Below are 23,189 nucleotides of genomic sequence, written 5' to 3' on the forward strand. Positions count from 1 at the left end.
ATAAGCTTTAGGCATTAAGCTTTAAACTTTGAGCCTAAAACCTATTGATCAAAGCACTAAAAAAAATACGATTATTTATAGCTTTAAGCTATAAGCAACAGGCTTTAAGCATTAAGTGTTGAGCCTATTGCCTAAAGCCTAAAGCTTAAAGCTCATAAAAAAATAAATGAAAGCAAAAGCATTCGATACCGGATTATTCAAACGAATTTTAAAATATACAAAACCTTATAAATGGCGCTACTATGGCGTTATTGTTTTTGCAATTTCGTTATCGATTTTTGCTGCGCTTCGTCCTTATTTACTAAAACAAACGGTTGACGGCTATATCAAGACACATGATAAATATGGTTTACTCCTATATATTGTCTTGATGGGCGGCGTACTTTTAATGGAAGTTTTTTCACAATTCTATTTTGTTTATTGGGCGAATTGGCTTGGGCAAGACATCGTAAAAGATATTCGTACCAAACTTTTCAAACATATTTTAAGTTTTAGAATGAAGTATTTTGATTTGGTTCCGGTTGGACAACTGGTCACCCGATCAGTTTCGGATATTGAATCGATTGCCCGTATTTTCAGTCAAGGTTTATTTATGATCATCAGTGACTTGATGAAAATGCTGGTGGTTTTGCTTTTTATGTTTTATATGAACTGGAAACTGACTTGGATTGTGGTAGTAGCCATGCCGATTTTGGTTTACATTACCAGAATTTTTCAGCGCAAAATGCAGGTTGCTTTTGAAGAAGTGAGAACTCAGATTGCCAATATGAATTCATTCGTTCAGGAACGTGTTACAGGAATGAAAATCGTACAGCTTTTTAACAGAGAAAAAATCGAGGCTGAAAACTTTAAAGTTATAAATGACAAACATCGAGTTGCATGGATAAAAACCATTTTATATAACTCGATTTTCTTCCCGATTGCTGATATTATTTCGTCAATTACTTTAGGATTAGTGGTTGTTTTTGGTGGATTCAAAATTTTAAACGGAGATCATTTTACGACTTTCGGAGATTTATTCTCTTATACGATGTTTATTGGAATGCTTTTTAACCCGTTACGACAAATTGCTGATAAATTCAACGAGATGCAATTAGGAATGATTGCGGCGAATCGAGTTTTTGATATTATTGATACACAAGATCATATTCAGGACACTGGAACTATTGAAGCTCCTGTATTTGAAGGAAGTATTGAATTTAAGGATGTTCGTTTTAGTTATATTCCCGAAGAAGAAGTAATAAAAGGAATTGATTTATCTGTCAATTCTGGACAAACTATTGCAATTGTAGGTTCTACAGGTGCAGGAAAATCGACTATTATTAATTTGCTGAATCGCTTTTACGAAATCAACAGCGGAAGTATTTATATTGACGGACATAATATCGAAAATTATACATTGGCATCTTTAAGAAAACAAATTGCTGTGGTTTTGCAGGATGTGTTCCTGTTTGCTGATACAATCTACAATAACATAACTTTACACAATCCAGAGATTACACGCGAAAAAGTATTGGAAGCTGCTAAAAAAATTGGCGTACATGACTTCATTATGAGTCTTCCTGATAATTATGATTTTGATGTAAAAGAACGTGGTGTGATGCTGTCGTCTGGACAAAGACAATTGATCGCATTTTTACGTTCGTATGTAAGTAATCCTAGTATTTTGATTTTGGATGAAGCAACCTCATCAATTGATACCTATTCTGAAGAATTAATTCAACGTGCTACTGAAACTATTACGAAAGGAAGAACTTCTATAATTATTGCCCACCGATTAGCAACAATCGTAAATGCAGATAAAATTGTCGTAATGGATAAAGGACTTATTGTGGAGCAAGGAACACATCAGGAGTTACTAAATAAAACAGATGGCTATTACAAAAACTTATACGATTCACAGTTTTCTGTAGCTAATTAAACTTAGAATAGCACAAATAATTTAAGCTTTCACAAACGATTTGACCAACATCTTAACTTATTTCATTAAAACCAAACAAAGAACCAACCTCTTTCTTATCAAAAATGAAAAATAAAAGAGAATTCATAATTTTATGTACTAAAATTAGGTTTAAAATGCTAAAAAACCATTTCTAAACGTTAAATCAGCGTTATAGAAATCATAAAACTGCTCTTGAGCGCTAGTGCTTTAACACTTCATTTTTGGTTTATTATTTATCTTTGAGATTATAGAAATCAAATGTAAATGAAAATGCCACAAAATAGATTTTACCCAGAAGAACAATTCAAAGAAATAGAAATAAATGCTTCATTACAACTTAAATATGCCATTTCAAACAGAGGCCGATTAATAAGTTTTACTGACGAAATTGAAAACGGCCGAATCCTTAAAGGCGGATTGAGCGATGGTTATCCAACTTTTAGATTCAAAGTTAAAAAGGACGACAAAATTGTCAATAAATATCTTTTTCTTTACAAATTAGTTGCCCAATATTTTATTCCGAAACAATCTGAAGACCAAACCTATGTGCTTCACTTGGATTACAACCGAAGCAACGATGACGCAAGTAATTTACGTTGGGCGACAAAGCAGGAAATGATGGCGCATAGCCGTAAAAGTCCACGTGTTATTCAGGCAAAAAAGAATCTCATCGAGCACAACTTAAAAGCTGATGGAAGAAAATTGACCACTACAAAAGTGATGTTGATCAAGAAAATTTTAGCCCGACCAGAACAAAAAACACGTTTAAAAATGATTGCTAAACAATTCGGCGTGAGTGAAATGCAAATCAGACGAATTGCCAGCGGTGAGAACTGGGGGCATGTTAAAATTTAATTGCATTATAAAATGTTAAAAGTAAAATGTGAGATGTTTGATATTGAAATCAACATTTCACATTTTACTTTTTTACATCTTACCTTTTTTTAAAATAAATCCTTAAATTCGCAATCACAAATAACAAAAGAATAAATCGGAAAATGAGTTTCGGAATTAAACCTCATTATTTCGGTAATAAATACTAAAAACCAAAAAAATGAAATACGACGTTATTGTTTTAGGAAGTGGTCCTGGAGGCTATGTAACAGCGATTAGAGCTTCACAATTAGGCTTTAAAGTAGCTGTAGTTGAAAAAGAAAACCTTGGTGGTGTATGTTTAAACTGGGGTTGTATCCCAACTAAAGCATTATTAAAATCAGCTCAGGTTTTTGACTATTTGAAACATGCTTCTGATTATGGATTGAAAGTTTCTGAATTCGATAAAGATTTCCCTGCAGTTGTACAACGTAGCCGTGGTGTAGCAGAAGGAATGAGCAAAGGAGTTCAGTTCTTGATGAAAAAAAACAAAATTGACGTTATTGAAGGTTTTGGAAAACTAAAACCAGGAAAAAAACTTGACGTTACTGATAAAGATAATAAAGTTACTGAATACAGCGCTGATCACATTATCATCGCAACTGGAGCTCGTTCTCGTGAGTTACCAAACTTACCTCAAGATGGTGTAAAAGTAATTGGTTACCGTCAGGCAATGACTTTGCCAACGCAGCCAAAATCTATGATTATTGTTGGTTCTGGAGCAATTGGAGTTGAGTTCGCTCATTTCTACAACTCAATGGGAACTGATGTTACTATCGTAGAATTTATGCCAAACGTAGTTCCTGTAGAAGACGAAGATATCTCAAAACAATTTGAGCGTTCTTTGAAAAAAGCTGGAATTAAAGTAATGACTAACTCTTCTGTTGAACGTATTGATACTTCAGGTGCAGGAGTTAAAGCATTCGTTAAAACAGCAAAAGGAGAAGAAGTTCTTGAAGCTGATATCGTGCTTTCTGCAGTTGGAATCAAAACTAACATTGAAAATATTGGTTTAGAAGAAGTTGGAATCGCTGTTGACAGAGATAAAATCTTAGTTAACGCTTACAACGCAACTAACATTCCTGGATATTATGCAATTGGAGACGTTACTCCAGGTCAGGCTTTGGCTCACGTAGCTTCTGCTGAAGGAATTAACTGTGTAGAGAAAATCGCTGGTTTACATGTAGATCCAATCGATTACGGAAACGTTCCTGGTTGTACGTATGCAACTCCGGAAATCGCTTCTGTAGGTTTAACTGAAAAACAAGCTAAAGAAAAAGGATACGAATTAAAAATTGGTAAATTCCCATTCTCAGCTTCAGGAAAAGCTAAAGCTGCCGGAACTCCAGACGGATTCGTAAAAGTAATCTTCGATGCTAAATACGGAGAATGGTTAGGATGCCACATGATTGGTGCTGGTGTTACAGATATGATTGCCGAGGCAGTTGTAGCTCGTAAACTAGAAACTACAGGTCATGAAATCCTTAAATCGATCCACCCTCACCCGACAATGAGCGAGGCTGTTATGGAAGCTGTTGCTGATGCTTACGGCGAAGTAATTCACTTGTAAAAATAAACCGTTTTACGGTTACTTATAATTTTCAATTTAAAAATCCGATTTGTGAAAGCAAGTCGGATTTTTTTATTTTCATAACTTTACCCTAAACAGAGTAAATTATGAAAGAGATTTGTATTGTTGAATTTCCATCGAATTTAGGTTTGAAAGAACCTCAGCCAGGAAAAGAACCCGGAGTAAAAAAATTGCCCGAATGGCTATGGCGACATAATCTGCATAAAGAAATTAATCCGAAAGATGTCTTGACGCTTGATGCTCCAAAATACACCAATATTAAAGATCCTGAAACGCAAATTCTCAATGCAAATTCGCTTGTAGAATATGCTCGAGAACAAGCTTATTTAATCAATAATTTACTTTCGCAAAATAAATTCCCATTTATAATTGGTGGTGACTGCAGTATTCTTCTAGGAACTGCAATTGCTTTAAAGCAAAAGGGAAATTATGGTTTATTTTACCTCGACGGACATACCGATTTCATGGATATTTCTTTATCTGAAACTGGTGGCGTCGGCGGAATGGCTGCTTCAATTGTAACAGGAAACGGGCATCCAAAACTGACCGACATTCTTAATCTTTCTCCTTATATCAAAGAAGAAAATCTTTGGTGCGTGGGGAATCGCGAATATGATGAACAATATGAAAATGAAATTCAAAATTCGGAAGCAAAATATCTTAGTTTAAAGGAACTTCGGAAGCAAGGGATTTCGAATTGTGCTGAAGTCTTCCTTTCTGAAATAAAAAACAAAAATCTTGATGGTTTTTTTCTTCATATTGATGTCGATGTTCTAAACGACGAAATTATGCCGTGTGTTGACAGTAGAACGCCAGACGGACTTTCATATGCTGAGTTTAATGAACTTGCCTCCTATTTATTTCAAAGTGAAAAATTAACCGGACTTGAAATAACAATTCTTGACCCAGATCTTGATTTGACTGGGCAATACACAAAGGATTTTGTTGTCAATATTACAAGTACTTTTGACAAATCCAGAAATAACTTTTAATAAAGTAAACCATAAAACAAGTTGCTCTTTTAAAAAATTACAATACTCAAATTCAATATTTTACACTATTTTTACTACTGACAATCCGTTGTCACAATGCCATTTTACTTTTACTGAAACAATTAAAAATAAGTTTTATGGAAACAAAAGACGGAAAACTAGCTGTATATGCCGAAACTCGGGCAGACTGGAGAAAATGGCTTTCAGAAAATGGTCAAAATGAAAAATCAGTTTGGTTGATTTTATACCACAAAAAAAGCCAGACAAAAAGTGTCAATTTAATTGAAGCTACTGAAGAAGCGCTTTGTTTTGGATGGATTGACAGTCTTTGCAAAAAACGTGATGGCGAAAGCTATTATTTGACTTTTTCACAGCGAAATCCGAAAACCAGCAAATGGAGCAAATCCAATATTGAAAGAGCTGAAAGACTTATTGCCCAGAATTTAATGACAGAACAGGGTCAAAGATTAATTGATATTGCCAAAGCGCAGGGAAAATGGATTATTGATACTTCAGAAAAATAAATATCACTCAAAATCACAGTTATAACCTAAACAATCTATATTATGCTAAAACATTTTCTTTTCATCTTGCTTTTCAGTTTCGGAATAAATGCTTTTGCTCAGGAACTTGATTTCAAAGCACCGGATTATAAACAAATTGAAAAAGAAATTCAGGATAAAAAATCGGCATTTTATTATCCGAAGCTGATAGATCGGTTAGCCAAAAATGATACGCTCATGACGCAGGATGATTTTAGATATTTATATTTTGGATATGTTTTTCAGCCCAAATACAACGCTTTCTGGAGATCTCCTGATGAAATAAAACTTCGCGAATATTACAACAAAGAAAAACTGGAAACTGCGGATTATAATGAAATCATCAAACTTGCGAATCATACACTGACTGATTTTCCTTTTGATTTAAAACAGCTCAATTATCTGGCTTACATTTATCATTTGAAAGGTGATGATGAAGCAGCCAAAATAACTTCATATAAATTTCACAACATTATGAACGCGATTTTGTCTTCTGGCGACGGCAAAAAATGCGAAACAGGGTTTCATGTCTTACTAGTCGAACATGAATATGTTATGCTGAATCTTTTTGAGCTCGAATCAAAAGGACAATCATTAGTTGGAAATTGTGATTATCTTAGCTTTGAAAAAGGAAAATATAATGTTGATGGTGTGTATTTCAACATCGAAAAAATGCTTGAAAATGAAGCCAAGGGAATTAAATAAACTTATAAATTGAATGACTATATCAATAATAAGAGAAAAGGATTATGAGCCTTTGAAAAAATTATTTTTAGAGGAAAGAAAAAATACTTTTTCGTGGCTCGACCAATCGGAATTTCAGTTAGATGATTTCGAGAAACTGACTCAAGGCGAGTTTATTCTAACGGCTCTTATTGATGATTTTCCGGTTGGATTTATATCGATTTGGCTGCCTAATAATTTCATTCATCACTTATATATCAGCAGAAAATATCAGGGGCAAAACATTGGAACTGAATTACTGAAAGCTGCCACAAAAAAAGCTGCATTTCCTATTACATTGAAATGTTTAGAAAAAAACATTAAAGCCGTCGATTTTTATAAAAGCAAGGGATTTGTAGAAAAGGAAAAAGGAAATTCTGAACATGGCACTTATATTTTATTCGAATTATTAGAAAACATAAACTAACCAAAACTATATACCTCAAAATGAATTTAACAGTATTACCTGCTGATCTTAAAAAACAAATTGAAAATGAAAAAACAGATTTCTCCATAAAAGCACAACGAAAACAGCCACTCAACAAATCATTAGGCGGGTTGCTTATTGGGATTTTAATGTGTGCTTTTATGAGTCTTTTTATATATGGTTTTCTTGGCCCTTTATTTAAAAATGAAGAAACTCACTTTAAGTCTAATGGAGTTCCAGTAACTGCTAGTTTAGATGATTTAGGTGAATTAATAGTTCCGGGTGGAATTATCTGTTTATTAACGCTGGCGGGAATTTACGTGATTATAAATTCAATTTATTCCTTATTTCAAAAAGGAGGATATTTTGTTGGAACAGAAACCAGACTTATTCAATTTCAAAATGGAAAAACAGTCAGTACCGATTGGGAGCAATTTACAGGAAATGTAAAAATAAAGGCTAGGAATAATTTTGGTAATCTTGAGTTTGAACTAAGAACCGGAAAAATGGAAAGCAGAAAAAACAACACAGATAAATTCGTTCCGGATATTATTTATGTTTCAGGAATTGAAAATGTATATGAAATTGAAAAAAAATGCAGAGCGAGAATCAAGGAAAATGATCCAACTCCAGCCGCTGTTTTAAATTAAAAACATTATGAATCAGGAAATTAAAGATTATAACAATGCTCAAACTTCCGAAGACAAAAAAATATGTGATTTGTTGAGTTCTGAGATAAATGCATTTCTACACGAAGCGGAAAGCAAAATTTGGCACAGACATCCGGTTTGGTTTTTAGACGGAAATCCTGTTGCTGGCTATAGCAAATTGAAAGATTCTGTGAGACTACTTTTTTGGAGCGGTCAGACTTTTGAGGAATCCGAACTTCAGAATGAAGGAAGTTTTAAAGCCGCTGAAAAGCGTTATACAAATGCTGAACAAATCAATATTGACGATTTAAAAAGATGGCTTGAAAAGGCAAGAAACATTCAGTGGGATTATAAAAATATTGTTAAACGAAAAGGTGTTTTGATTCGCCTGAAATAATTTTACTTAAAAAAAAAACACTAAAACTACAAATGAAAACATTAACCAAAAAAGACATTGAAAAACCAATTGGAGGCTTATTCTTCATGATTATTAACACTTCGATTTGGGCTTTTATAGCCGAATATTATCTTGAAAATAAAGACTCCCGTCTTGCAGGTATTTTTTTAGGACTTATCATTATGAGTTTCTTGTTCTTTTATCTGAAATTTACAAAAGCTCAAAAAAATCTTCCGGAAAGTACAATTGAAAAAACAGAAGAAGAAAAGAAAAACGAAAAATGGTTTTTGATCATTTTTGGTCTGGAAGGTATTGGAATATTGCTCGCCAAAAATATTTTGATGAATATTAATCACGACGAACTTTTTATTTGCTTTTTTGTTCTAATTGTTGGCTTGCATTTTTTTCCGCTGGCTAAAATATTCAAACGTACTTTTGATTTATATATAGGAACGTGGACTTCTTTATTTGCAATTCTTGGTATGTTTTTAATAACACAAAAAATTACACCCGTAAATATTGCTAATGTAATTGTTAGTTTAGGCTGTGCGTTTGCAACCATTTCTTATGGTTTCAGAATGATTCTGGAAGGCCGAAGATTGCTTTTTTCAGAAACAAAATAAAAATGCTTGAAAAAATAATCAATTGTAAAGCAACCATTTAGCAAAATCTTCATCTTTAAATAAAACCAATTAATTTAAACCGATGAAAAAACATTACTTATTATTACTTATAATAGTTCTCGGCTCCTGTAGCAGCAACGATAGTGAACCAAACGACACTACAGCTCAAGAATCTTTAGGAGGACGCTGGAACTGGGTGCAATCTACCACGCAATCTAATAATACACCTATTACGCCTGCCTCACAAAATACTACAATTGTTTTAGAATTTTCTGGCACTTCTTTCAAACAATATCAAAATGGAGCTTTGGATTCTAACAGAACCTTTTTTGTTGTAAAAAAGCCATCAATTTATGGTGGTGAAAAAAATATGTTTGTATTTGTCAATGCTTATTCTCTTGCCGGAAAATCTTCACAAACTCGACCTACCGGTAATCTTTCCTTTGAAATCATTGAAAATAAACTGTATATCAGGGAAGAATTCACGAATGGTATAATATCAGAATATGACCGTGTAAAAGAATATTAAAAGCTAAATCAATCCTTATGAAAAAATATCTTTTACTTTTTGTATTAATCATTTTGAGTTCGTGCAGTAATGATGATAAAAATTCTAATAGCGCAGCTTCGTTGCAAGGCCGATGGCTTTGGGTTTCGTCAACAGGAGGTTTTCAAGGCGTTACGCCAGCAGCTTTAAAACAAAAGTCAGAGCTTGAATTCTCTGACAATTATGTAAGCACGTACACAGATGGCCAACTAATGAAAAAACTAAAGTTTCATATTGCTACAAAAAAATCAATTTTTGGAGGAAATAAAAAAATGATTGTAATTGATAAAGAAGACTTAACTCAAGTATATTATGCTGATCGATCTTTTATTATTAATGGCAATGATTTGACTTTAAGCGAAGAATGCAATGACTGTTTTATATCAAAATATGAAAAAGTAAAATAAATTATGATGAAAAAAATTATTCCGATTATTTTTATTCTTTTGGCTTTTACAAGCTGTTCGGATGATGACGACAATACTAATCCGTTGATTGGAAGTTGGAAATTAGTAAAAACCCGAAATTTTGTTTATGGCGCTGCTGATTATCCAAATAAGGAAACTTTCACTGATTACTCAGACAAAAATATTGTCTACACCTTTGATGGAAAATCTAATTTAACAATTAGTATCGATGGAGAAAAAGAAGAACACGAATATGAATATAAACTCGACTATTTATCTGGAGGTCCTTCTTCCGGAGAACCAAAAACCCAATTAGTTCTTATTGATAATTCAAAATGGACTTATGGAATTTCCGATAAAGGGGAAATGATTTTAGGAAAATCATATGTTGATGGTTCTGATTTATATTTTGTACGACAATAAAAATAAAAAAAAATGCTCTCCTGAATAATTTCCAGAAGAGCATTTTTTATTAATTGACTAAAAACAGTGAATTGCTAAATAAGAGGATTCCGTTTTCCCAAAAACCTCTAAAAAGCGGATTATCCATCATATAAATTACGCTTCCGTCGCCTCTTTTATCAACTGCAAAAGTCACCGTTTCAGGGAGTTTTTTCTTGATATCGTTTCCAACGAAACCATAACTTAAAAAGTTCTTTGGAATATATGCCACGTTAATTGCGTTTTTTAAAAGTGAGAACGATCTTTCGTTTGTTTTTAAACTATAATAAGTATTTCCTAATCCAAATGCCATTGGATACGTTTTATCTAATTTATTTTCGATAATCGCACCCGGAATTGTACCTGAAATTTCTCTTCTTTCTGAACCTTCAAAGTCTAGAAAGCGTTTTTTAAGCTCAATTTCTTTCTCTTCTTTCTCTGATTTCTCTTTGTCTTCTTTGCTTGCGAACATGCTTAACGCATAACCTTCGCGATCCTGAAATAGCGAAATTGCACTGCTCATAGCAATTACTTTTCCGCCGTTTTTAATCCATTCGTCAATATGTTTTTTCTGATCGTCTGAAAAATCATAAGAGCCGTCAGAAAGAATCAATGTATTGTAATTGTACAATTTAACTCGATTGAAATTTGAAGTTTCAACAATACTTACCGGATATTTTATGACTTCATCCAGATAATGCCAATTGGCACCAAACTCTGTCGAAACAATTCCTTTTCCTGAAAGCATCAATATTTTTGGCGCTTTTAAAAGAACAAAATTTTCTCCGCCAATATCTTTTGAATTCGCCGAAAATCCAGTCGTAATAAAACTGTAATCCGATTTTATTTTAATGATTTCGCTGACTGTCTTCTCAAAATCGGCAATTTTTGGATTATCTGCACGACTAATGATTAACCCGCCTGGCTCAATTGTAATCGTTCCGAAAACTGCCTTTTTCATTGCCGAACGCACTTTGATTCCGCCTTGATGTAATATGGAAAGAATTTGTGCCGAAGTTCTGCTATTCCAAGGCACATAAAAGGCGTAAACACTTGCTGGAATATTTTTTGGAGCAATTTCAATTGCAGTTTTCGTTTTTACAGAAAGTGCATTTTTTACTGCATAACCTTCAACTCCATAAGCCAGAGGCAATGCCCAAGCCGTAATATCATACGATAAACTGTCATTCAATTTTTGATTTGGTTCAAACAAAACCTGCGTTAAAACAGATCTCGGCTGATCTGCTTTTATAATCAAATCATTTGGTTCAATCTTGAAACTTTCAGTTTTCTTGTTTTGATAATGAAACCCAGATGCGTTTGCAGATGCATCAGCGTAACTGAACTCAATATCATTCTTTTTCAGCACTTCAGTCAGTTGTTCCAATTTTGCATTGCCTTTTAAAACATAGGTATTGTAAACACCTTTTGCTTTTTTACGGGCGTTGGTATGAAAATCTCTAAAACCTTTTAAAAGTACCTCTTTTTGTGAAGCTGCACTTTCAACAACTGTCAATACAGCCGTTGCATGATGTGTCAATCGGTCTTTTATGGTTACGTTTGTACCATTTTCCATTGTTATTTCTCGTCCTGCCCCAATTCCACCTTGTTCTAATGTCAAACCAACTGCACCGTTGTATGTTGGGTATGTATCACCATAACTCGGATAAAACAAATCAAACCGTTCCCTTGTATTGTACATCCAGTTTTGTTTATCGAATTTTTGCGAAATATTTTTTCCTAAAACATTATGAAAATCTTTTTGGTATTGTTCAATAAACTCATGTAAAGGTTCGGCTGCAGGAGGAAAAAAGTAAGGTGAATTGTAACTCATTTCATGTACATCTGTATGAACCTGAGGCATCCATTGATTGTACACTTTTATGCGTTGCTTTGATTCAACTTGAGTTTGCCATGCCCAATCGCGATTCAAATCAAACAAATAATGATTGTATCTGCCGCCTGGCCATTCTTCCATATGTTCTCTATCGTACAAACCGGGATGATTTTTTTTACCTGAAATCTCTCTCAGCCAGTTTCCGTAACGAGAATAACCATCAGGATTAATACATGGATCCAAAATTACAATGGTATTTTTCAGCCATTTTTTTGTTTCTTCATTTGACGGATTCAAAAGTTCGTAGGCAACAGTCAAAGCGCTTTCGGTTCCTGCAAATTCATTTCCATGAACATTGAAACTCAGCCACACAATTATTTTATCTTGCGTGCTGGCCGATTTTGAATCAGAAAGCCCAATCGAAGCCAAATTATTTAAACGGATTTGCTCCAGATTTTTCAGATTTTCAGCATCCGAAATAAAATATAGATTCAAATCGCGCTGTTCGTTTGTCAAACCATACTGCTGTTTTTTAATTAAAGCTGAATTTTCAGTCAGATATTTAAAATAATCTTCGACCTGATGGTAATAGCTGATTTGTTTTCCATAATTCGGAATAAATTCTGAAGGCGACTTTAGCTGAGCCAAAGCAGAAATGGAAGCCGTTACAAAAAGTAATGCTGCGTAAAGGTTTTTTGTCATAATTAGAAATGGTTTGCAGATGGTTAAAAATAAGAATTAACTTTATATAATTAAAAGCAGTTCCAATTTTAATTGAATTATTCACTTTCAAATAAATCAAATTCCATGAATATTTTAATTGTTTACGCGCATCCTAGCAAAAAATCGTATACTTTTCAGGTGTTAGAAAGGCTTAAATCTATTGTCACGAAACAAAACTGGAATCTCGAAATATCAGATTTGTATGCTTCCGATTTTAAAAGCGATATGTCTGAAGAAGAATATGAAAGAGAAGGTTTTGCAAAACTTGATTTACCGATTCCTAAAGATGTTTTGGAAGAACAAAAAAAGATCGAAAATGCAGACTGTATCATTTTTCTTTATCCGGTTTGGTGGAGCGATTGTCCTGCAAAACTGAAAGGCTGGTTTGATCGTGTTTACTCTGTTGGATATGCTTATGGACAAACTGATTCTTTTCCAAAAATGAAAACAATTCCGTTTGGGCTTGTAATTTGTACTGCTGGTCATCCAAATGATTTTTTGAATGAAATCGGAATGGCGCAAAGCATGGAAAAAATCATGCTGGAAGACCGACTTGGAAAACGTTTTGAAAATAAAGAAATGCTGATTTTAGGAGGAACTTTGCAATTAGAAAAAGTGATGGAAAATCATTTTTTATTGATTAAGGAACTTGCTGAAAAAATTAAAACAATCTCAATTAAATAAAATAATCATACAAACAAACCGGACTAAAATCCGGCTCTACAATATGATTCGAACCAAATACTCTTCTATCGCTCCGAAGGAACAAACTATATTGTAGAACTGGACTTCAGTCCAATTTAAATAAAAACATATCAAACAACGCAACTTGTCCGAAACTCCCCTTTCTTTTGTCTCTTAAACACCCTAACATATTGGTTATAAGAAAGTAAATTTGTAATATAAACCTTTAAATTATTTAAAAATGAGTAATTCAGATTTTACAACAACAATAAAAGTAGATCAATCTCCTCAGGAAGTTTTTAATGCCATTACTAATGTACGAGGCTGGTGGTCAGAAGAAATAGAAGGAAATACTGCTAAACAAGACGACGAATTCGATTATCATTATGAAGATGTTCATCGCTGCAAAATAAAATTGATTGAAGTTGTTCCGAATAAAAAAATTGTCTGGCTGGTTGAAGAAAACTATTTTAAATTCACCGAAGACAAAACAGAGTGGACAGGAACAAAACCCACTTTCGAAATTTCAGAAAAAGACGAAAAAACCGAACTTCGTTTTACACATTTTGGTTTAACTTCAGAATACGAATGCTTTGAAATCTGCAGAGGCGCCTGGACAAATTACATTCAAAACAGCCTTAAAAAACTAATTGAAACAGGAAAAGGAGAACCAAATGCAACCGGAAAACCTCAAACTGAAAACGAGAAGAGATTGTCTGAAAACTAAAAGCCAAAACCTTAGAATCTTAGCATCTTTTTCGGCTACAACAATAGTAGATTTGGCTACAGCACATTTTTAGATGTTGCGCAACTTTGCAATATCTAAAATTAGAACAAATGAAAATTATACTTACAGGTTCTTTAGGGAACATTAGCAAACCTTTAGCTATTAAATTAGTACAGAAAGGGCATGACATTTCAATTATCAGTAGTAAAGCTGAAAATCAGTCTGAAATTGAAAAATTGGGCGCAAAAGCATTAATAGGATCGGTTGAAGATTTAGACTTTTTGACACAAAGTTTTACAGGTTCAGATGCCGTTTATTGTATGATTCCGCGTGCAAATTATTTTGATCAAAATCTTGATTTAGATGCTTTTACGCGAAAAATCGGAAATAATTATGCCGAAGCAATTGCAAAATCAGGCGTAAAACGTGTGGTTTTCTTAAGCAGTATTGGAGCACATTTAGAAAGAAATTCAGGAATTATTCAGCGTTATAATGAGATTGAAAGTGTATTGAATAAACTTTCAGACGTTTCGATAACATTTATGCGCCCAACTTCTTTCTATTATAATTTGTTGGCTTATATTCCTGTAATTAAAAATCAAGGTTTTATCGCTGCCAATTATGGAGCTGATTCCATTATTCCGTGGGTTTCTCCAAATGATATTGCAGACGCAATTTTAGCCGAACTTACAACTCCGCTTGACGGAAAAAAAGTTCGTTATGTTGCAAGTGAAGAACTTACTGGTCATGAAACCGCAAGTATTTTAGGAGAAGCGATTGGAAAACCAGATTTAAAATGGATTTTAACCACAGATCAGGAAACTTTGAATGGATTGATTACTGTAGGAATGCAACCTAAAATTGCAGAAGGTTTGGTCGAAATGTACGCCGCACTTCATAATGGCACATTAGGCGAAGATTATTACCAAAACCGACCTGCAGAATTGGGAAAAACGAAACTTGCTACGTACGCAAAAGAATTTGCTTCGATTTACAATCAGAAATAAGTACCTTAGACTATGGCAAATCTTCAACCACATCGAATAAAAACTATAAGCGAATTTCATGAATTTAGAGATTTGCCAAAACCCCAACATCCGTTAATCAGTGTTTACAATTTTGAAGATCTTAAATATCTCAATGAAACCGAACCAAAAAGCTTAATGTTGGATTTTTATTCGATTGCACTTAAAAGGAATTCGAATGCTAAAATGAGATACGGTCAGCAGGAGTACGATTTTAAAGAAGGTGTTTTAATGTTTATTTCGCCAGGGCAAGTTTTTTCAATCGAAGGAAATTCAGAACTACAACATACAGGATGGTCATTATTGATCCATCCTGATTTTTTGTGGAATACGCCATTGGCACAAAAAATCAAGCAATATGAGTATTTTGGTTATGCGGTTCATGAAGCATTACATCTTTCTGATAAAGAAGAAAATATGCTTATGGGAATTATCAAAAATATTCAGCAGGAATACCAATCGAACATTGATAAATTTAGTCAGGATGTCATTATTGCTCAAATTGAATTATTTCTAACGTATTCTGAGCGTTTCTACAACCGACAATTTATTACCAGAAAAATAAGCAACCATCAAATATTAGCTCGTTTAGAAAAATTGCTTGAAGATTATTTCAACGATCATTCTTTGTCAAAAAAAGGTTTGCCAACTGTTCAGTTTATTGCAGAAAACCTCAATGTTTCGCCTAATTATTTGAGTGGTTTATTAAAATTGCTTACGGGCCAGAGCACGCAGCAACACATCCACGATAAATTAATCGAAAAGGCAAAAGAAAAACTTTCAACAACTAGTTTATCAATAAGTGAAATTGCATTCGAATTAGGTTTTGAGCATCAACAATCCTTCAGCAAATTATTCAAAACCAAAACAAATGTTTCGCCTTTAGAGTTCAGACAATCATTTAATTAAAATTTATTTCGATACATATAATTCATAATTTTCATAAATTCGTAAAACTAAAACTTTAATTTATGAACCCTATTTTAAGAAATACTCTGGCGGTTATTGCCGGAATTATTATTGGAAGTATTGTCAATATGAGTATAATTTTAATAAGCGGTTCAATTATTCCTCCTCCAAAAGGTGCTGATAACACCACTATGGAAGGCTTAAAAGCAACAATGCATCTATTCGAAGCCAAACATTTTCTTTTTCCGTTTTTAGCACACGCAATAGGAACTTTTGCCGGAGCAATTACAACGGCTCTGATTGCTTTTAACCATAAAAAGAAACTGGCTTTACTTATAGGTGCTTTCTTTTTGTTTGGCGGTATCGTAAGTGTGTGTTCATTGCCTTCGCCAATGTGGTTTACAGTTGTAGATTTAGTTTTTGCTTACATTCCGATGGCCTATTTGGCTTTGAAATTAACCTGCAGAAGAAAACCTCAACTTCACTAAAATGAACAAAGAATCTGTGAAAGTAAAACCTGCAAAAATGTGTTACTCGCATATTGGTGGAAAACTCGGCCAATTACTAGTTGAAACTTTTGCCGAAAAAGGATGGATTGCCAAAAAAAATCCAACTGATAAACATTTCTATATAACAGAAATTGGCCAAACCGAATTAGAAAAATTAGGCGTTGATATTTCTCAAATCAAACCGGAAGATTTATAAAAAAATAAATAAAATCCGGACTTTATTTACCCCAAGTGTAGCTTCAAATTTCTTAACTTAGTTGTCTTTTATATTTGAACATCATGACTAAGAAAGAAATTGCCAGAGACTTCCTGAAACTTGCTGCAAACGGACATTCGCATGAGGCATTTCGACTTCATGTCAGCAAAAAATTCAAACATCATAACGCTTATTTTAAAGGCGATGCCGAAACTTTGATGCTCGCAATGGAAGAATCAGCGCGAACAAATCCGAATAAGATTTTTAAAATTCATCATATTTTAGAAGATGACAATTTGGTCGCTGTGCATTCTCATTTAAAGCAAAACTCAACAGATATAGGTTTTGCAGTTGTTCATATTCTAAAATTTAAAGGAGATAAAATTGTAGAACTTTGGGATTTAGGCCAGCCCGTTCCAAAAGAAACTATTAATGAAAATGGAATGTTTTGATTATTTTAACCACAAAGTCCGCATTTTTTTTATTTACGTTCTTTTATAAAACCGCAAAGTTCGCAAAGCTTTGTATTGAATCAGCTTTGCGAACTTAATACGTTCAAACTTTTAAACAGAAGAAAAATCTTAGCGCTCTTTGCGGTTAATTTTTTTCTCATTTCAACCCGAAACCTGAAACAAAAACAATGAATTCCATTTTTAAAATTTCTTCTTTATTATCTATCATTTTAATCTTTTCGAGCTGTAATTCATTTGCTCAAAAAGAAAACAATTATTCGACTAAAATCGACAGTCTAATCCAAAATACTTCGCCTGTTTTTAATGGTGTAATCTTAATTTCAAAAAACGGAAAAACATTATATTCTAAAGCAAAAGGCGTTTCTGATTTTGAAACCAAAAAACCTTTGAAATTAGACAATCAATTCGAAATCATGTCAAACAGTAAACTGATAACTGCTGTTTTGATTTTATTAGAAGTTGAAAAAGGAAAAGTGGAACTGAATGCTTCAATAAAAAAATATTTACCAGAGTTGACTCAAACTTGGGCCGATTCTGTTACGGTTCATCAGCTTTTAAATCATACACATGGAATTGTTGATTTACAGAAACCTTTAGCTTTTAAGCCCGGAACACGTTTTGGATACGGAAATCTGAGCTATACACTTCTTACGAAAATTATTGAAGTTACTTCTCAAAAAAGCTATTCAGAAATGGCTAACGCTCTTTTTAAAAAACTAAAAATGAGTAGTACATATTGTTATTCAAAAGATAAAAATCAAAACTTAGTGACTGGATATATTAATTCTGACGGAAATTTTGAAAAAGTAACGCAAACGCTAATTACGCCAGAAAATTTAGGCGCTGATGGTGTTGTTTCTACAGTAAATGATCTGGCAATCTGGAACAATAATCTTCATAAAGGGAAAATTCTAAAACCAGAAACTTACAAGTCGATGCTTAATTATAATATCACTTCACAACATAATTTATTCGGAAAAGCAAATGAAGGTTATGGCTACGGAATCAGAATTATCGAAAAAGAAGCTTTCAACTATATTGGTCACACAGGCTTAGGTGATGGATTTTCTTCTATAAATTTGTATTTCCCCGAAAGCGACATCAGTCTGATTATCATGGAAAATCAGATGAATAAAAATTCTGATTTATTCTATATATCTGAATTTAAAATCAAAAATATTCTTTTGAAAAGCGATTTATTCATTACAAAATAATTCTCCAATGGCTAAAAATAAAACAAACGAAACCGAAAGCAGTGTCATTGATTTTATAAATAATTCTGATGACGAGACTAAAATAAAAGATGCTTTTGAACTGGTAAATATCATGCAAAAGGTCTCGGGTTTTGAACCGAAAATGTGGGGTCCGAGTATAATTGGTTTTGGAAGTTATCATTACAAATACGCAAGCGGACATGAAGGTGACGCGCCTTTAGCAGCATTCTCACCAAGAAAAGCAGCAATTTCACTCTATTTTCATTTGCCTGCTGAAGAAAGAGAAAACTTACTTGCAAAACTTGGAAAACATAAAGCCGCAAAAGGCTGTATTTATGTCAAAAAACTGGCTGATATTGATGTTGAAATTCTTAAAAAAATGGTTTCAATTTCAGTAAAAGAACTACAAAAACAATATCCTTCTAACTAAAAAAAATATGATCCTTACTTTATTTCTTCTTTTAATAGCCGTTGCAATCTATTTTGCCTTTCATCCAAGATTCGGAAAAAGACCCGTGGGCGAAAGACTTGCTTTAATACAAAAATCGCCTCAATACAAAAATGGAAAATTCGAAAACCAAAGTTTCACGCCTGAACTTGCAGAAGGTTACGGCTATTTTGATGTTTTAAAAGAATTTTTCTTCAAGAAAGTAGATCGCAAAATTCCAACTGATGTGATTCCGTCAGTAAAAACTAATTTGCATGAAATTCCGTTAGATCAGGACATTCTAGTTTGGTTTGGGCATTCGTCTTATTACATTCAGCTTGAAGGAAAGCGTTTTTTAATTGATCCCGTTTTCAGTGGTAACGCCTCTCCTATTTACGGAACTACAAAAGCTTTTAAAGGAACCGAAGTTTATACTGCCGATGATATTCCGGAAATTGATTATTTATTGATGACGCACGATCATTATGATCATTTGGATTATGCCACAATTATGGCATTGAAACCTAAAATCAAAAAAGTAATTACAGCACTTGGCGTTGGTTCGCATTTCGAGTTTTGGAAATTCCCTGCTGAAATTATTATCGAAAAAGATTGGCATGAAAAGATAGAATTAGATCAAAATTTAACGCTTTATACCGCTCCGTCAAGACATTTTTCGGGCAGAAGTATTAAACGCTGCAACACACTCTGGACTTCTTTTGTTTTAGAGACCAAAGATTTTAAAATGTATTTGGGAGGCGACAGTGGTTACGATTCACATTATGCGGCAATTGGCGAAAAATTTGGCCCTTTTGATATTGTGCTTATTGACAATGGTCAATATAACCCAGCCTGGAAATACATTCATAATTTGCCGGAAGATGTGATAAAAGCAATTAAAGATTTAAAAGCAAAAAGAGTCTTTCCTGTTCATTCATCTAAATTTGCATTGGCACTTCATCCGTGGGACGAGCCTTTAATTAAAATAACCGAATTGAATGCAAATTCAGAAAATCCTATTCCATTAATTACACCTAAAATTGGCGAATTAGTACAATTAAAAAATGAAAATCAGGAATTTCAGCAATGGTGGAAAGGGGTTAGATAATTATGAATTGTGAGTTATAAATTATGAATTGTAAACCTGAAACAAAAAACCGATGTCACCCTGAGCGAAGTCGAAGGGCGTCTCAATTGGAATGTAGGCTTCGACTCCGCTCAGCCTGACAAAACTCACAAAACCTGAAACAAAAAAAATGACCAAAATAAATTATATCATCCGAAACGCAAATCCTTCAGAATTTGAGGAAATTGGAAAACTTTTAATCCATGTTTATTCGGCTTTGGAAGGTTTTCCGAAAGAAAATGAACAGCCCAATTATTATAAAATGCTGGCCAATATTGGCACTTTTACTGAATATCCTGAAACAGAACTCTTAGTTGCTCTTGATGAAAATAATGTCATTGCCGGAGCAGTTGTCTATTTTAATGATATGCAATATTATGGTTCGGGCGGGATTGCCACTCAGGAAAAAGATTCGGCTGGATTTCGTCTTCTTGGAGTTGATTCTCAAGCGAGAGGAAAAGGAATTGGAAAACTTTTAACTTTAGAATGTATTAAAAAAGCAACTGAAAACAAACGAAAACAAATCATTATTCATTCTACTTTGGCAATGAAAACAGCTTGGGGAATGTATGAAAATATCGGATTTAAAAGAGATGAAATTTTGGATTTTATGCAAGGAGAACTTCCTGTATTTGGATTCAGATACCAATTTATTTCATAAAAAATTAAAAATTAAAACATTTCCTATGTTGCCCTGAGCGAAGTCGAAGGGTGCTCCAATTGGAACTTGGGCTTCGACTTCGCTCAGCCTGACAAAACAAAACTTGAAATATTAAACTTGAAACAAAACAAAAACCTTGAAACTAAAAATTAGCCTTTTTGCCATTGCTTTTTTGGCAACTTTTAACCTATTTGCACAAAACACTTATGTTTTTCTGGGTTCTTATAATCGTGATAAATCAGCTGAAGCGATACAGATTTATCAACTGGATACCATAAACGGAAAATTATCAAAAGTAGCATCAGCAAAAAACATTGTAAATCCTTCTTATTTGACTGTTTCGCCAAATGGAAAATATGTTTACGCCTGCACAGATACTAAAACGCCAAATGCAGGAAGCATCAGCAGTTTTGAATTTAATCCTGAAAATAAAAGTCTGACTTTCTTGAACAGCCAAAGAAGTGGCGGCGAAAATCCGGTTTATGTTACGGTTCATAAAAGCGGAAAATGGATTGCCAATGCGAATTATACTGAAGGAAGCGTTTCTGTTTTTCCGATTTTAGAAAACGGAAAAATCGACTCGATTGCACAAAATTTTCAATATATGGACGGAAGCACACGTAAAGAAAGACAGACTCGTTCACATGTACATTCGGCTGTATTTTCACCTCAGTTTGATTATTTGTTTTTACCCGATTTAGGTGCCGATAAAATCCGTTGTTACGCATTCGATGAAAATCAGAAAAAGCCTTTGATTGAAACCAAAAATCCTTTCACAAAAACAGATTTAGAAGCCGGACCAAGACATTTCACCTTTCATCCAAATCAAAAATTTGGTTATTGCATTGAAGAAATGGCAGGTCAAATAAGCGTTTATCATTATGAAAATGGCGTTTTAAATAAAATTCAGCGCATCGCTACGCATCCGGACAAAATAAAAGAAGGATTTGAAAGTTCAGACATTCACATCTCGCCTGACGGAAAATTTCTATACGCCACAAATCGAGGAAAAGAAAACAATATTGCCATTTTTTCTATTGATGAAAATGGGCATCTGAAAAATATTGGTTATCAATCTACTTTAGGAAAACATCCTCGCGTTTTTGCTATTGATGAAAGCGGAAAGTTTTTAATTGCTTCGAATGTTAATACCGGAAATGTGGTTGTTTTTAAAAGAAATCCAAAATCGGGTCTTCTAAAAAAGGTCGGAAAAGAGATTAAAATGGAAAGCGTTTCCTGCGTTCAAATTAGAAAAATTTAAAAATAGAATTTTTATCTGTAAAAAAAAATGGCTCCGAAAAACTTTAATTTACAGCCTGATTTTCTCGAAAACGAGGTCCTAAAATTGATTCCGTTGCAAGAAAATCATTTTGAAGCCCTTTATAAAGTCGCTTCAGATCCTTTAGTTTGGGAACAACATCCGAATAAAAATCGCTATGAAAGAGAAGTGTTCCAAAACTTTTTTGAAGGTGCAATGGAAAGCAAAGGCGCTTTTGTCATTTTGGACAAAGCAACAAATGAAATTGCCGGCAGTACACGATTTTATGATTACGAACCCGAAAATAAAAGTGTTTTTATAGGCTATACTTTTTACGGCAGAAACTTCTGGGGAACTGGTTTTAACGCACAAGTAAAAAAAATTATGCTCGATTATGCATTTCAGTTTGTTGATAACGTTCAGTTCCATATTGGAGCAGAAAATTACCGTTCGCAAAAAGCAATAGAAAAATTAGGTGCCGAAAAAATAGATGAAATCAATGTTGCTTATTATAACGAACCTTCGCGTCATAATTTTGTTTACAGAATAAAAAAATAAAAAAATAAAAATGAAAAATATAACCGTTTTCTGCGGATCCAGTTTTGGAACCGATGAAATATTTAGAGAACAAGCAGAATTGCTAGGAAAAACTTTAGCAAAGGAAAATATTGGATTGGTCTATGGCGGTGCTAATGTCGGCCTAATGGGCGCTGTCGCAGATGGTGCACTGAGCGAAAACGGAACTGTAATTGGTGTTCTTCCAAATTTTTTAAGATCAAAAGAAATTGCTCATTTAGGTTTAACCGAACTTTTTGTAGTCGAAAGCATGCACGAACGCAAAACCAAAATGAATGATTTATGCGATGGTGTAATTGCCCTTCCGGGTGGTTTTGGCACTTTAGAAGAGCTTTTTGAAATGCTGACTTGGTCGCAACTCGGGCTTCATAAAAAACCAATCGCAATTTTAAACATAAACGGATTCTACGATTCACTGATTCAATTGACTGAAACTATGGTTGATAAAGGTTTGCTGAAAGATGTCAATCAGAAAATGCTTTTAGTAAGCGATAATATTCCGGATTTATTGGAAAAAATGAAAAATTATGTTCCGCCAACTGTTGGAAAATGGATTGACAAAGACAAAGTATAAATACCTTTAAAAAATATTCCTGTTTAAAAAGCTTCACGAATTTCTTGTGAAGCTTTTTTATTTTGATCAACTATATTTCTTAAATTAGTGATCCCAAAAAAATGTTTCAGAATTA

At 33.5% G+C, this 23,189-nt stretch carries 28 protein-coding genes; 27 read left to right on the forward strand and 1 reads right to left on the reverse strand.

Features of this window, described 5'->3' with window-relative positions; genetic code table 11:
* Window positions 1–166 precede the first annotated feature (166 nt).
* The 13 genes from FN795_RS12565 (at window position 167) to FN795_RS12625 (ending at window position 10,137) form a co-directional block, all read left to right on the forward strand.
* A complete protein-coding gene (locus tag FN795_RS12565; RefSeq protein WP_142450916.1) occupies window positions 167–1,921 on the forward strand; it encodes an ABC transporter ATP-binding protein in 1,755 nt (584 codons plus the stop codon).
* Between the two features lie 291 nt (window positions 1,922–2,212).
* A complete protein-coding gene (locus FN795_RS12570; protein ID WP_142450917.1) occupies window positions 2,213–2,797 on the forward strand; it encodes an NUMOD4 domain-containing protein in 585 nt (194 codons plus the stop codon).
* A 199-nt stretch (window positions 2,798–2,996) separates the two neighbouring features.
* Window positions 2,997–4,385, forward strand: a complete 1,389-nt coding sequence (lpdA, locus tag FN795_RS12575) for a dihydrolipoyl dehydrogenase (protein WP_142450918.1) — start codon at window positions 2,997–2,999, stop codon at window positions 4,383–4,385.
* Window positions 4,386–4,492: 107 nt separating this feature from the next.
* On the forward strand, window positions 4,493–5,398 hold the full coding sequence (locus tag FN795_RS12580) for an arginase family protein (RefSeq protein WP_142450919.1): 906 nt from the start codon (window positions 4,493–4,495) through the stop codon (window positions 5,396–5,398).
* Between the two features lie 137 nt (window positions 5,399–5,535).
* Window positions 5,536–5,922 carry a YdeI/OmpD-associated family protein gene (locus tag FN795_RS12585; protein ID WP_142450920.1) on the forward strand — a complete coding sequence of 129 codons (387 nt, stop codon included), beginning with the start codon at window positions 5,536–5,538 and terminating at the stop codon, window positions 5,920–5,922.
* Between the two features lie 42 nt (window positions 5,923–5,964).
* A complete protein-coding gene (locus tag FN795_RS12590) occupies window positions 5,965–6,645 on the forward strand; it encodes a DUF4919 domain-containing protein (protein ID WP_142450921.1) in 681 nt (226 codons plus the stop codon).
* Between the two features lie 13 nt (window positions 6,646–6,658).
* Window positions 6,659–7,090 (forward strand): GNAT family N-acetyltransferase, encoded by a 432-nt coding sequence (locus FN795_RS12595; protein ID WP_142450922.1) that lies wholly within the window; start codon window positions 6,659–6,661, stop codon window positions 7,088–7,090.
* 20 nt (window positions 7,091–7,110) lie between these two features.
* Complete coding sequence (locus tag FN795_RS12600; protein ID WP_142450923.1) at window positions 7,111–7,740, forward strand: hypothetical protein; 630 nt, start codon at window positions 7,111–7,113, stop codon at window positions 7,738–7,740.
* Between the two features lie 7 nt (window positions 7,741–7,747).
* The gene (locus FN795_RS12605) at window positions 7,748–8,137 is read left to right on the forward strand and encodes a DUF1801 domain-containing protein (protein ID WP_142450924.1); all 390 of its coding nucleotides are present in this window, start codon (window positions 7,748–7,750) and stop codon (window positions 8,135–8,137) included.
* A 32-nt stretch (window positions 8,138–8,169) separates the two neighbouring features.
* On the forward strand, window positions 8,170–8,760 hold the full coding sequence (locus FN795_RS12610; protein ID WP_142450925.1) for a hypothetical protein: 591 nt from the start codon (window positions 8,170–8,172) through the stop codon (window positions 8,758–8,760).
* Between the two features lie 82 nt (window positions 8,761–8,842).
* Window positions 8,843–9,289 carry a hypothetical protein gene (locus tag FN795_RS12615; RefSeq protein ID WP_142450926.1) on the forward strand — a complete coding sequence of 149 codons (447 nt, stop codon included), beginning with the start codon at window positions 8,843–8,845 and terminating at the stop codon, window positions 9,287–9,289.
* Window positions 9,290–9,306: 17 nt separating this feature from the next.
* Window positions 9,307–9,714, forward strand: coding sequence for a hypothetical protein (locus FN795_RS12620; RefSeq protein ID WP_142450927.1), 408 nt, complete (start codon window positions 9,307–9,309; stop codon window positions 9,712–9,714).
* Between the two features lie 3 nt (window positions 9,715–9,717).
* Window positions 9,718–10,137, forward strand: coding sequence for a hypothetical protein (locus tag FN795_RS12625; RefSeq protein ID WP_142450928.1), 420 nt, complete (start codon window positions 9,718–9,720; stop codon window positions 10,135–10,137).
* A 49-nt stretch (window positions 10,138–10,186) separates the two neighbouring features.
* On the opposite strand, the gene FN795_RS12630 is transcribed toward FN795_RS12625, so the two are convergent.
* A complete protein-coding gene (locus FN795_RS12630) occupies window positions 10,187–12,694 on the reverse strand; it encodes a M14 family zinc carboxypeptidase (RefSeq protein WP_142450929.1) in 2,508 nt (835 codons plus the stop codon).
* A gap of 105 nt (window positions 12,695–12,799) precedes the next feature.
* On the opposite strand from FN795_RS12630, the gene FN795_RS12635 reads away from it, so the two are divergent.
* The 14 genes from FN795_RS12635 (at window position 12,800) to FN795_RS12700 (ending at window position 23,074) form a co-directional block, all read left to right on the forward strand.
* On the forward strand, window positions 12,800–13,399 hold the full coding sequence (locus FN795_RS12635; protein ID WP_142450930.1) for an NAD(P)H-dependent oxidoreductase: 600 nt from the start codon (window positions 12,800–12,802) through the stop codon (window positions 13,397–13,399).
* A gap of 241 nt (window positions 13,400–13,640) precedes the next feature.
* Window positions 13,641–14,126: an SRPBCC family protein gene (locus FN795_RS12640; protein ID WP_142450931.1), complete on the forward strand. Its 486-nt coding sequence runs from the start codon at window positions 13,641–13,643 to the stop codon at window positions 14,124–14,126.
* A gap of 110 nt (window positions 14,127–14,236) precedes the next feature.
* Complete coding sequence (locus tag FN795_RS12645) at window positions 14,237–15,133, forward strand: NmrA family NAD(P)-binding protein (RefSeq protein ID WP_142450932.1); 897 nt, start codon at window positions 14,237–14,239, stop codon at window positions 15,131–15,133.
* A gap of 12 nt (window positions 15,134–15,145) precedes the next feature.
* On the forward strand, window positions 15,146–16,060 hold the full coding sequence (locus FN795_RS12650; RefSeq protein ID WP_142450933.1) for a helix-turn-helix domain-containing protein: 915 nt from the start codon (window positions 15,146–15,148) through the stop codon (window positions 16,058–16,060).
* A gap of 62 nt (window positions 16,061–16,122) precedes the next feature.
* A complete protein-coding gene (locus tag FN795_RS12655; RefSeq protein WP_142450934.1) occupies window positions 16,123–16,548 on the forward strand; it encodes a hypothetical protein in 426 nt (141 codons plus the stop codon).
* A gap of 1 nt (window position 16,549) precedes the next feature.
* Window positions 16,550–16,765, forward strand: a complete 216-nt coding sequence (locus FN795_RS12660; RefSeq protein ID WP_142450935.1) for an ArsR family transcriptional regulator — start codon at window positions 16,550–16,552, stop codon at window positions 16,763–16,765.
* An 83-nt stretch (window positions 16,766–16,848) separates the two neighbouring features.
* Window positions 16,849–17,217: a nuclear transport factor 2 family protein gene (locus FN795_RS12665; protein ID WP_035647134.1), complete on the forward strand. Its 369-nt coding sequence runs from the start codon at window positions 16,849–16,851 to the stop codon at window positions 17,215–17,217.
* 188 nt (window positions 17,218–17,405) lie between these two features.
* Window positions 17,406–18,452: a serine hydrolase domain-containing protein gene (locus tag FN795_RS12670; RefSeq protein WP_142450936.1), complete on the forward strand. Its 1,047-nt coding sequence runs from the start codon at window positions 17,406–17,408 to the stop codon at window positions 18,450–18,452.
* A gap of 7 nt (window positions 18,453–18,459) precedes the next feature.
* Window positions 18,460–18,882: a DUF1801 domain-containing protein gene (locus FN795_RS12675; RefSeq protein ID WP_142450937.1), complete on the forward strand. Its 423-nt coding sequence runs from the start codon at window positions 18,460–18,462 to the stop codon at window positions 18,880–18,882.
* 7 nt (window positions 18,883–18,889) lie between these two features.
* On the forward strand, window positions 18,890–19,987 hold the full coding sequence (locus tag FN795_RS12680) for an MBL fold metallo-hydrolase (RefSeq protein WP_142450938.1): 1,098 nt from the start codon (window positions 18,890–18,892) through the stop codon (window positions 19,985–19,987).
* A gap of 148 nt (window positions 19,988–20,135) precedes the next feature.
* Window positions 20,136–20,666 carry a GNAT family N-acetyltransferase gene (locus FN795_RS12685; protein ID WP_142450939.1) on the forward strand — a complete coding sequence of 177 codons (531 nt, stop codon included), beginning with the start codon at window positions 20,136–20,138 and terminating at the stop codon, window positions 20,664–20,666.
* 136 nt (window positions 20,667–20,802) lie between these two features.
* Entirely contained in the window at window positions 20,803–21,927 is a 1,125-nt protein-coding gene (locus FN795_RS12690; RefSeq protein WP_142450940.1) for a lactonase family protein, read from the forward strand.
* A 27-nt stretch (window positions 21,928–21,954) separates the two neighbouring features.
* Entirely contained in the window at window positions 21,955–22,482 is a 528-nt protein-coding gene (locus tag FN795_RS12695; RefSeq protein WP_142450941.1) for a GNAT family N-acetyltransferase, read from the forward strand.
* 10 nt (window positions 22,483–22,492) lie between these two features.
* Complete coding sequence (locus tag FN795_RS12700; protein ID WP_142450942.1) at window positions 22,493–23,074, forward strand: LOG family protein; 582 nt, start codon at window positions 22,493–22,495, stop codon at window positions 23,072–23,074.
* Window positions 23,075–23,189 lie beyond the last annotated feature (115 nt).

It is taken from the genome of Flavobacterium resistens (assembly GCF_900182645.1).
Lineage (GTDB): Bacteria > Bacteroidota > Bacteroidia > Flavobacteriales > Flavobacteriaceae > Flavobacterium > Flavobacterium resistens.

Bases quoted from the DNA above. Each gene is read 5' to 3' on its own strand.
- FN795_RS12565 (WP_142450916.1), top strand. From the start codon at position 167: ATGAAAGCAAAAGCATTCGATACCGGATTATTCAAACGAATTTTAAAA.
- FN795_RS12570 (WP_142450917.1), top strand. From the start codon at position 2,213: ATGCCACAAAATAGATTTTACCCAGAAGAACAATTCAAAGAAATAGAA.
- lpdA (WP_142450918.1), top strand. From the start codon at position 2,997: ATGAAATACGACGTTATTGTTTTAGGAAGTGGTCCTGGAGGCTATGTA.
- FN795_RS12580 (WP_142450919.1), top strand. From the start codon at position 4,493: ATGAAAGAGATTTGTATTGTTGAATTTCCATCGAATTTAGGTTTGAAA.
- FN795_RS12585 (WP_142450920.1), top strand. From the start codon at position 5,536: ATGGAAACAAAAGACGGAAAACTAGCTGTATATGCCGAAACTCGGGCA.
- FN795_RS12590 (WP_142450921.1), top strand. From the start codon at position 5,965: ATGCTAAAACATTTTCTTTTCATCTTGCTTTTCAGTTTCGGAATAAAT.
- FN795_RS12595 (WP_142450922.1), top strand. From the start codon at position 6,659: ATGACTATATCAATAATAAGAGAAAAGGATTATGAGCCTTTGAAAAAA.
- FN795_RS12600 (WP_142450923.1), top strand. From the start codon at position 7,111: ATGAATTTAACAGTATTACCTGCTGATCTTAAAAAACAAATTGAAAAT.
- FN795_RS12605 (WP_142450924.1), top strand. From the start codon at position 7,748: ATGAATCAGGAAATTAAAGATTATAACAATGCTCAAACTTCCGAAGAC.
- FN795_RS12610 (WP_142450925.1), top strand. From the start codon at position 8,170: ATGAAAACATTAACCAAAAAAGACATTGAAAAACCAATTGGAGGCTTA.
- FN795_RS12615 (WP_142450926.1), top strand. From the start codon at position 8,843: ATGAAAAAACATTACTTATTATTACTTATAATAGTTCTCGGCTCCTGT.
- FN795_RS12620 (WP_142450927.1), top strand. From the start codon at position 9,307: ATGAAAAAATATCTTTTACTTTTTGTATTAATCATTTTGAGTTCGTGC.
- FN795_RS12625 (WP_142450928.1), top strand. From the start codon at position 9,718: ATGATGAAAAAAATTATTCCGATTATTTTTATTCTTTTGGCTTTTACA.
- FN795_RS12630 (WP_142450929.1), bottom strand. From the start codon at position 12,694: ATGACAAAAAACCTTTACGCAGCATTACTTTTTGTAACGGCTTCCATT.
- FN795_RS12635 (WP_142450930.1), top strand. From the start codon at position 12,800: ATGAATATTTTAATTGTTTACGCGCATCCTAGCAAAAAATCGTATACT.
- FN795_RS12640 (WP_142450931.1), top strand. From the start codon at position 13,641: ATGAGTAATTCAGATTTTACAACAACAATAAAAGTAGATCAATCTCCT.
- FN795_RS12645 (WP_142450932.1), top strand. From the start codon at position 14,237: ATGAAAATTATACTTACAGGTTCTTTAGGGAACATTAGCAAACCTTTA.
- FN795_RS12650 (WP_142450933.1), top strand. From the start codon at position 15,146: ATGGCAAATCTTCAACCACATCGAATAAAAACTATAAGCGAATTTCAT.
- FN795_RS12655 (WP_142450934.1), top strand. From the start codon at position 16,123: ATGAACCCTATTTTAAGAAATACTCTGGCGGTTATTGCCGGAATTATT.
- FN795_RS12660 (WP_142450935.1), top strand. From the start codon at position 16,550: ATGAACAAAGAATCTGTGAAAGTAAAACCTGCAAAAATGTGTTACTCG.
- FN795_RS12665 (WP_035647134.1), top strand. From the start codon at position 16,849: ATGACTAAGAAAGAAATTGCCAGAGACTTCCTGAAACTTGCTGCAAAC.
- FN795_RS12670 (WP_142450936.1), top strand. From the start codon at position 17,406: ATGAATTCCATTTTTAAAATTTCTTCTTTATTATCTATCATTTTAATC.
- FN795_RS12675 (WP_142450937.1), top strand. From the start codon at position 18,460: ATGGCTAAAAATAAAACAAACGAAACCGAAAGCAGTGTCATTGATTTT.
- FN795_RS12680 (WP_142450938.1), top strand. From the start codon at position 18,890: ATGATCCTTACTTTATTTCTTCTTTTAATAGCCGTTGCAATCTATTTT.
- FN795_RS12685 (WP_142450939.1), top strand. From the start codon at position 20,136: ATGACCAAAATAAATTATATCATCCGAAACGCAAATCCTTCAGAATTT.
- FN795_RS12695 (WP_142450941.1), top strand. From the start codon at position 21,955: ATGGCTCCGAAAAACTTTAATTTACAGCCTGATTTTCTCGAAAACGAG.
- FN795_RS12700 (WP_142450942.1), top strand. From the start codon at position 22,493: ATGAAAAATATAACCGTTTTCTGCGGATCCAGTTTTGGAACCGATGAA.